Here is an 8,081-nt window from a genome sequence, read left to right on the forward strand (position 1 = left end):
CCGAGTGCGCCACCGGGGTGACCAAGCAGGTCACCGTCGACACCGCGGTGCTGTGCGACCGCTGCCAGGGGCGGGGCACCAACGGCGACACCAAGCCCACCACCTGCGACACCTGCGGTGGCCGCGGCGAGGTGCAAAGCGTGCAGCGTTCGTTGCTCGGTCAGGTGATGACGTCGCGGCAGTGCCCGGTCTGCCGCGGTGTCGGTGAGGTCATCATGGATCCGTGCTCGCACTGCGGCGGTGACGGCCGGGTGCGGTCCCGTCGCGAGATCAGCGTGAAGATCCCAGCCGGCGTCGGCGACGGCATGCGGGTCCGGCTGGCCGCGCAGGGAGAAGTGGGGCCCGGCGGCGGGCCGGCCGGCGACCTGTACGTCGAGGTCCACGAGCAGCCGCATGACATCTTCGTCCGCGACAACGACGACCTGCACTGCACCGTCGCGGTGCCGATGGTCGACGCGGCGCTGGGTGGCACGGTGACGGTGGACGCGATTCTGGACGGGCGCACCGAGATCGCCATCGCGCCCGGCACCCAGCCCGGGGCCACCATCACGCTGCGCGGTCACGGCATGCCGCACCTGCGGTCCGGGGTGCGCGGCAACCTGCACGCCCACGTCGAGGTGGTCGTGCCCGACCGGCTGGACTCCCGCGACACCGAGTTGCTGCGCGAACTGAAAAACCACCGCCAGCACGACGCACCCGAGGTCCGCTCCACCCGCGGCGACGGCGGCGGCGGGTTGTTCAGCCGGCTGCGGGAAACATTTTCCGGGCGTTGAGCCGGGACCGGTGGCGGGCCTATTCTACGTCGACGACCTGCCCGATGGCGGGGCGCTGGCCGTAGTCGGCGGTGACGAGGGATTCCACGCCGCAGCGGTGCGCCGCATCCGCTCCGGTGAGCAGTTGATGCTGTCCGACGGAGCCGGCGGCCTGGCCCGTTGCCGGGTGGAAGAGGCCGGCCGGGCGGGGCTGCGCGCCCGGGTGTTGGACCGTTGGACCGTGGCACCGGCCGCACCGGCGGTGACGGTGGTGCAGGCACTGCCCAAGTCCGACCGTTCCGAGCTGGCGATCGAGCTGGCCACCGAGGCCGGTGCCGACGGGTTCATCGCCTGGCAGGCGGCCCGCTGCGTGGCACGCTGGGACGGGTCGCGGGTTGACAGAGGGCTAGCGCGGTGGCGGGCGGTGGCGCGGGCAGCGGCAGGGCAGTCCCGGCGTGCTCATGTGCCGCCGGTCTCCGGTGTGCTGTCCACCGCCGCGCTGGTGTCGTGGGTGAGTGAACAGATTGGCGCCGGTGTGGTGGTGCTGGCGCTCCACGAATCGGCGACGGTGGGGTTAGGCCGCATGGCGCTGGCAGGGGCGCCATCATTGGCGCTGGTGGTCGGCCCGGAGGGCGGCATCACCGACGACGAGGTCGCCGCATTGACCGACGCCGGAGCCGTGGCGGTGCGGCTGGGGCCGACGGTGCTGCGCACCTCGACGGCGGCCGCGGTCGCGCTGGGCGCGCTGGGGGTGCTGACTCCGCGCTGGGCCGAGCCGGCTGGCGGGCGGTGACATCGACGCCGCGCTGGGCCGAGCCGGCTGGCGGGCGGTGACATCACTGGGCGGCGGTACAGCCGCGCTCGGCCGCAAACGACGTCAACGTGCCGGCGATTTCCTCGACCCCGAGTTCGCCACGTTGCGCGACGTCGTTGATGAATGTCTCCGCTGCGTCGATGTCGAAGTGGGAGGCGAGTTCAATGTCATTGAGGGCCAGAAACGTCCACGCCGCAGCCCACGCGGTGCGTTTGTTGGCGTCGACGAGGGCGTGGTTGCGGGCCAGCGACTGCAACAGCGCCGCAGCCTTGGAGTACAGGCCGGGATAGGCGTCCACACCGAATATCGTCGTCCGGGGTCGGGCCAGGGCCGCGTCGAGCAGCCCGTAGTCGCCGACGTCGAGCACGTGACCGACGGCCACCGCCCCGGCGGTGAGCACGTCGTCGCGGTCTAAAAACTCGGTCAAGCCAAGCGGCGATTCAACTCCGTCGAGCGCTCGGCGACCCGGCGCGCCGCCTCGGCGACCCGGCGCTTGTGTTCACTGGCGGCGGTGACGATGACGCCATGCGCGAACGCCCGCAGCGACAAGTTTTCATTCCCGGCAGCCGCACGAACAGCGGCCAGTTCTTCGTCGGTGAAGCTGATGTTCAAAGACGGCACAACGATAATGGTACCACAAATGGTGCTGAATTCGGTACTGGACGCTATGTGGCGCCGATGTCGACCAGACGTAAGCCCGCGATCCGGTCGAAGTGCCGGCGGTTTCGCGTCGCGAACGGGAGGTCTGCCTTCAGGCAGATGCTGGCCTGCAGGCAGTCCGCCATCCCGATGTCTTGGCCAGCGGACCGCAACGACGCGGCCACCTCGCCGGCGCGCAGCGCCGAACCGGGGTCGAGCGGGAAGGTCCGCGACCGGGCGAGTCGGAGAATGTCGTCTCGGCGCGCCAGAAAATCCGCGCCGACCCGCAATTCGAATGCGGTTATCGCCGTGATCCGAAGGCGGCGCCCGGCGATCAATTCGCGCACCAACGACGTTCCAGGCCCGTTGCCGCGGAGAAAGTCGATCACCAGGTCGGTGTCGACGACTACGAGGCCCGCCACGCGGTCTTCGCGTCTTCGATGCGGGATCGCATTTCCCGCGCATCGGACTCGGTGAGTACACCTTCCAGCCCGAGCAGCAGATCGAGCTCGTCCACGTGCAAGTCCGCGAGGTACCCGTCCAATGCTTCCTGGACCAGTGCGGAGAAGCCGCGGATACCACGGCGCTGCGCAATCGCACTGAGGGCACGGTGCTGTTCCTCGGTAATCTCCACCGTTGTCCGCATGTGCGCATGCTAGCATGTGCGGCTGCGGGGAGTCGGTCCATCGCTCCCGAGGCCTGCTGTCAGCGGTGTCAGCGGTAGACTGGCACCACTAAGCCTCGCTCAGACCGCAGAAAGCAGGCCTCAGACACCACGTGACGACCCGCGAGACCAACGCTGCTGATTCCTGCTCGCAGGTGCGCAGCAGCATCGAAATTCCGTCCGATGTGGTCGTGGGCCTGCTGGGTTCCGCCGACGAGAACCTGCGCGCGCTCGAACGCGTCCTCGCCGCCGACCTGCACGTGCGCGGCAACGCCGTCACCGTGTCCGGTGAGCGCGCCGACGTTGCGCTCGCCGAGCGGGTGCTCACCGAGTTGATCGCGATCGCGGCCGGCGGGCAGACGCTGACACCGGAGGCGGTTCGTCACAGCGTCGCGATGCTGGTCGGCGCCGCCAACGAGTCACCGGCCGAGGTCTTCACCCTCGACATCTTGTCCCGGCGCGGCAAGACGATCCGGCCGAAGACGCTGAACCAGAAACGCTACGTCGACGCCATCGACGCCAACACCATCGTGTTCGGCATTGGCCCGGCCGGTACCGGAAAGACATATCTGGCGATGGCCAAGGCGGTCAACGCGCTGCAGAGTAAGCAGGTCACCCGTATTATCATGACCCGTCCGGCGGTGGAAGCCGGTGAGCGCCTTGGGTTTTTGCCGGGCACGCTGAGCGAGAAGATCGACCCGTACCTGCGCCCGCTTTACGACGCGCTCTACGACATGATGGACCCGGAGCTGATTTCGAAGCTGATGACGTCAGGCGTCATCGAAGTTGCGCCGCTGGGCTATATGCGCGGCCGGGCGCAGCCGGTATGCACCAAGGTCCTGACTCCCGAAGGTTTTCGACCTATCGGCGAGCTTCGAGTCGGGGATTGGGTCGTTGGCTCGGACGGACAACCCACCGAAGTTCTGGGCGTCTTCCCACAAGGCTTCCAGGAGATCTACCGAATCCACACCCAGGATGGTTCGTCGACGCTCGCGTCCGGCGATCACCTCTGGTCGGTGTATACCCGCCTCGACCGGAAACGCAACAAGCCGCGGGTGCTGCAGACCAAAGAGATGATCGGCAATCTCCGCGCAGCGCACGACCACTGCTACGAGCTGCCGCTGCTTAGCGCGCCGGTGAATTTCGTCGCGCGGCCGGTGCCGCTCGACCCGTACGCACTGGGTCTCCTGTTGGGCGATGGACCGGCCACCACATTCATCCCCGAGGTCTACCTGGTCAACGCGCCCGAGGTGCGGCTGGCTGTCCTGCAGGGCTTGCTCGATTCCGACGGCGGTCGGGTAATCCAGCGGGGGCGGATGTGCCGGATCCAGTTCACGACCATCTCCGATCGGCTGCGTGACGGCGTGGTGTTCCTGGTCCGTTCGCTCGGCGGTGTCGTCGCCCAGCGCACGAGGCCGGCGGCGGGACTGCCGCGCGGTCGAGCAGTGCGTCACGTCCTCGACATCCGGCTCCCCGACGGCGTCATGGCGTTCCGGGCGGCCCGCAAGGCCGCGAAGTACAACGCGGCCGGCGGCGCCAAGCCGATGCGTTTCATCGACCGCATCGAGCCGGCAGGCACCGAGGAGGCCGTCTGCATCCAGGTTGCCGCCCCCGACTCGCTGTATGTCACCGAGGATTTCCTGCTCACCCACAACACCCTCAACAACGCGTTCATCATCCTCGACGAGGCGCAGAACACCACCGCCGAGCAGATGAAGATGTTTCTGACCCGGCTGGGTTTCGGGTCCAAGGTGGTGGTCACCGGCGACATCACCCAGGTCGACCTGCCCGGCGGCGCCAGGTCGGGCCTGCGGGCCGCCGTCGACATCCTCGACGGCATCGACGACATCCACGTCGCCGAGCTGACCAGTGTCGACGTGGTGCGCCACCGGCTGGTTTCGGAGATCGTCGACGCCTACGCCAGACACGACGCGAAGCACTCTCAACCGGGGCTGGGAATGAACCGGGCGGCCCGGCGGGCTGGGAGCACCCGCGGCCGCCGATGACCAGGATCGAGGTGGCCAACGAGTCGGGTCTCGACGTCTCCGAAGTCGAGCTGGTCAATGTCGCCCGGTTCGTGCTGGACAAGATGAATGTCAACCCGGCCGCGGAGTTGTCGATGCTGCTGCTGGACACCGCGGCCATGGCCGACCTGCACATGCGCTGGATGGACCTGCCCGGGCCCACCGACGTGATGAGCTTCCCGATGGACGAGCTGGAGCCGGGTGGACGCCCGGACGCACCCGAGCCCAGTCCGGCCATGCTCGGCGACGTCGTGCTGTGTCCGGAGTTCGCGGCCAGGCAGGCCGAATCCGTCGGCCATTCGCTGGGCCACGAGTTGGCGCTGCTCACTGTGCACGGCGTGCTGCACCTGCTCGGCTACGATCACGCCGAACCCGACGAAGAAAAAGAGATGCTGGCGCTGCAAGACCGGCTGCTGCAGGACTGGGTCGCCGACCAGGTGTCGGCCTACCACCTGGAAACCCAGGCTGAGAGGGATCGCCGGCTGCTGGACAAGTCAAGGTATTTCGACGAACCGTGACGGGAACGGCGCTGTTGTCCAGCGTGATCGCGTTGATCGTGTTCGGTGGTCTACTCGCGGCGACGGACGCGGCGATCAGCACGGTGTCGCCGGCCCGGGTCGAGGAGATGGTCCGCGAGCGGCGCCCCGGTGCGACATGGCTGGCGAAGCTGATGACCGAGCCGGCCCGCTACATCAACCTGGTGGTGTTGCTGCGGACGGCCTGCGAGATCACTGCGACTGCGCTGCTGGTGTTTCTGCTGCACGTGGCGCTCGGCCTGGACTGGGGCCTGTTCGTGGCCACCGTGACCATGGTGGTGGTCAGCTTCGTCGTCATCGGGGTTGGGCCGCGCACCCTGGGCCGGCAGAACGCATACCCCATCGCATTGGTGGCCGCCCTTCCGCTGCAGGTGATTTCGGTGCTGCTCACTCCGGTCAGCCGGCTGCTGGTGGTGCTGGGTAACGCGCTGACTCCCGGCCACGGCTTCCGCAACGGGCCGTTCGCATCCGAGATCGAACTGCGCGAAGTGGTCGATATGGCCCAACAGCGTGGCGTCGTCGCCGCCGACGAGCGGCAGATGATCGAATCGGTCTTCAAACTCGGCGACACCGCGGCCCGCGAGGTGATGGTGCCGCGCACCGAGATGATCTGGATCGAAGCCGACAAATCGGCCGATCAGGCGATGTCGCTCGCGGTGCGCAGCGGGCACTCCCGCATCCCGGTGATCGGCGAGAACGTCGACGACATCCTCGGCGTGGTGTACCTGAAAGACCTTGTTCAGCACACCCGTTCATTGTCAAGCAGCAGTCAAGACGGCCGGGACGGCCCGGACACCACCGTGGCGCAGGTGATGCGCCCGGCCGTGTTCGTGCCGGACTGCAAGCCACTGGACGAGCTGCTGCGCGAGATGCAGCGGCACCGCTACCACATGGCGCTGCTGGTCGACGAGTACGGCGCGATCGCGGGGCTGGCCACCATCGAGGACGTGCTGGAGGAGATCGTCGGCGAGATCGCCGACGAGTACGACGAGGGTGAAATTGCCCCGGTAGAGGACTTGGGCGACAGCCGGTTTCGGGTGTCGACGCGGCTGCCGATCGAAGACCTGGGCGAGCTGTATGGCGAGCGGGGCGGCGTGCGGTTCGCCGACGTCGACGTCGACACCGTGGGCGGGCTGCTCGCCCTGGAGCTGGGCCGGGTGCCGCTGCCGGGGGCCCAGGTAGTGTCACACGGGCTGCGGCTGCTCGCCGAGGGAGGCCGTGACGCCCGTGGGCGGGTGCGGATCGGCACCGTTTTGGTGAGTCCCGTCAGCCCCGACCTTGCTGAGGAGGCCCCGGGGATGGCTGATCTGGAGCCGACGTGACCGAGTTCCGCTCCGGCTTCGTGTGTTTGGTCGGTCGGCCGAACACCGGCAAGTCGACGCTCATCAATGCCCTGGTCGGGTCGAAGGTGGCCATCACCTCCACCCGGCCGCAGACCACCCGGCACACCATTCGCGGCGTCGTGCACCGCGACGACTTCCAGATCGTGGTGATCGACACGCCGGGTCTGCATCGTCCGCGCACCCTGCTGGGCAGACGACTCAACGACCGGGTCCGCGACACCTACGCCGAGGTCGACGTCATCGGGCTGTGCATCCCCGCCGACGAGGCGATCGGGCCGGGGGACCGCTGGATCGCCGCCCAGATCCGCGCGGTCGCACCCAACACCGCGCTGGTTGTCGTCGTCACCAAGATCGACCGGGTGCCCCGGGAGCAGGTTGCCGCGCAACTGGTCGCTGCAAGCGAGCTCGCCGGTGAAGCGGAGATCGTCCCGGTGTCGGCGGTCACCGGGGAGCAGGTCGACGTGCTGATCGACGTGCTGGCCGCTGCGCTGCCGCCCGGTCCGGCGTTCTACCCGGACGGCGAGCTGACCGACGAGCCCGAAGAAACCCTGATGGCCGAGTTCATCCGGGAGGCTGCGCTGGAGGGGGTGCGCGATGAGCTGCCGCATTCGCTGGCCGTGGTGGTCGAAGACGTAGAGCGGCGCGGCCGAGACGAAGGGGACGACCTGATCGACGTGCACGCCGTCCTCTACGTCGAGCGCGACAGTCAGAAGGGCATCGTCATCGGCCGCGGCGGTGCCCGGCTGCGGGAGGTGGGTACCGCCGCGCGCGGCCAGATCGAGAAGCTGCTCGGCACCAAGGTCTTCCTCGACTTGCGGGTCAAGGTCGCCAAGAACTGGCAACGCGACCCTAGGCAACTCGGCCGGCTGGGCTTTTGACGTCTTTGTCGCGCGCGCCCGGCCGCGCCGAGAAGGCATTCGGTACATTGCGTGGGTGCGGATAAGCAAGCCGTTGGTGGTCGCGTCGGTTGGCCTGGTGATGGGCACGGGATGGTTGGCTGCCTGTGGAAAAGAACACAAGCCGATCGACACCGCCAAGGTGTTCGACGTCAAGTCGACGTTCGGCGACGGGTACAAAACCAAAACCACCGGCCCGAGAGACATCGACCCGAAGATGCTCGGGCCGCAGAAACTCCCACCGGGAGTGAAGTTCGACCCGTCCGACTGCGGCGAGTACGTCACGAGCGGGCGGCTGCCCAAGGGCATCCGGGGCAAGATGTCGGTGTTCTCCGCCGACGGGGACGGCAACCGCTTCGTCGTCATCGCCGTGCAGGCCGACAAGGACATGCCGTTCGACGCCGCAGAAGCCA

General features: G+C 68.1%; 10 protein-coding genes and 2 pseudogenes. 8 read left to right on the top strand and 4 right to left on the bottom strand.

Annotated features, from left to right (window positions below; all coding sequences use genetic code 11):
• Both AC2VOP_RS12225 and AC2VOP_RS12230 read left to right on the top strand, forming a co-directional pair.
• Positions 1 to 773, top strand: a 773-nt coding sequence (locus AC2VOP_RS12225; RefSeq protein ID WP_486961214.1) for a DnaJ C-terminal domain-containing protein, incomplete at its 5' end; no start/stop codon positions are given.
• A 10-nt stretch (positions 774 to 783) separates the two neighbouring features.
• Positions 784 to 1,545 (top strand): 16S rRNA (uracil(1498)-N(3))-methyltransferase, encoded by a 762-nt coding sequence (locus AC2VOP_RS12230; protein WP_486961215.1) that lies wholly within the window; start codon positions 784 to 786, stop codon positions 1,543 to 1,545.
• A gap of 43 nt (positions 1,546 to 1,588) precedes the next feature.
• Here the strand turns inward: AC2VOP_RS12230 and AC2VOP_RS12235 are convergent, their stop codons facing one another.
• From AC2VOP_RS12235 to AC2VOP_RS12250, 4 genes are read right to left on the bottom strand one after another with little or no spacing between them, the layout of a single operon-like run.
• The gene (locus AC2VOP_RS12235) at positions 1,589 to 1,993 is read right to left on the bottom strand and encodes a type II toxin-antitoxin system death-on-curing family toxin (protein ID WP_486961216.1); all 405 of its coding nucleotides are present in this window, start codon (positions 1,991 to 1,993) and stop codon (positions 1,589 to 1,591) included.
• Complete coding sequence (locus tag AC2VOP_RS12240; RefSeq protein WP_486961217.1) at positions 1,990 to 2,187, bottom strand: antitoxin Phd; 198 nt, start codon at positions 2,185 to 2,187, stop codon at positions 1,990 to 1,992. Before AC2VOP_RS12240 ends, AC2VOP_RS12235 begins: the two co-directional genes overlap by 4 nt.
• Positions 2,188 to 2,231: 44 nt before the next feature.
• Complete coding sequence (locus AC2VOP_RS12245; protein WP_486961218.1) at positions 2,232 to 2,627, bottom strand: type II toxin-antitoxin system VapC family toxin; 396 nt, start codon at positions 2,625 to 2,627, stop codon at positions 2,232 to 2,234.
• The gene (locus AC2VOP_RS12250; protein ID WP_486961219.1) at positions 2,612 to 2,851 is read right to left on the bottom strand and encodes a hypothetical protein; all 240 of its coding nucleotides are present in this window, start codon (positions 2,849 to 2,851) and stop codon (positions 2,612 to 2,614) included. Before AC2VOP_RS12250 ends, AC2VOP_RS12245 begins: the two co-directional genes overlap by 16 nt.
• Before the next feature lie 131 nt (positions 2,852 to 2,982).
• On the opposite strand from AC2VOP_RS12250, the pseudogene AC2VOP_RS12255 reads away from it, so the two are divergent.
• From AC2VOP_RS12255 to AC2VOP_RS12280, 6 genes and pseudogenes are all read left to right on the top strand, one after another.
• Positions 2,983 to 3,684: pseudogene (locus AC2VOP_RS12255) on the top strand (PhoH family protein); the annotation flags it as partial.
• Between the two features lie 840 nt (positions 3,685 to 4,524).
• A pseudogene (locus tag AC2VOP_RS12260) lies at positions 4,525 to 4,875 on the top strand (PhoH family protein); the annotation flags it as partial.
• Positions 4,872 to 5,411 carry an rRNA maturation RNase YbeY gene (gene ybeY, locus AC2VOP_RS12265; protein ID WP_486961220.1) on the top strand — a complete coding sequence of 180 codons (540 nt, stop codon included), beginning with the start codon at positions 4,872 to 4,874 and terminating at the stop codon, positions 5,409 to 5,411. The pseudogene AC2VOP_RS12260 and the gene ybeY, both read left to right, overlap by 4 nt.
• On the top strand, positions 5,408 to 6,751 hold the full coding sequence (locus AC2VOP_RS12270) for a hemolysin family protein (RefSeq protein WP_486961221.1): 1,344 nt from the start codon (positions 5,408 to 5,410) through the stop codon (positions 6,749 to 6,751). Before ybeY ends, AC2VOP_RS12270 begins: the two co-directional genes overlap by 4 nt.
• Entirely contained in the window at positions 6,748 to 7,650 is a 903-nt protein-coding gene (gene era, locus AC2VOP_RS12275; RefSeq protein WP_486961222.1) for a GTPase Era, read from the top strand. Before AC2VOP_RS12270 ends, era begins: the two co-directional genes overlap by 4 nt.
• A 55-nt stretch (positions 7,651 to 7,705) precedes the next feature.
• The coding region (locus AC2VOP_RS12280) for a DUF5642 family protein (protein WP_486961223.1) at positions 7,706 to 8,081 on the top strand (376 nt) is incomplete at its 3' end.

The sequence above is a fragment of the Mycobacterium sp. TH-M106 genome (assembly GCF_057473765.1).

Bases quoted from the DNA above. Each gene is read 5' to 3' on its own strand.
- AC2VOP_RS12250 (WP_486961219.1), bottom strand. From the start codon at position 2,851: ATGCGGACAACGGTGGAGATTACCGAGGAACAGCACCGTGCCCTCAGT.
- ybeY (WP_486961220.1), top strand. From the start codon at position 4,872: ATGACCAGGATCGAGGTGGCCAACGAGTCGGGTCTCGACGTCTCCGAA.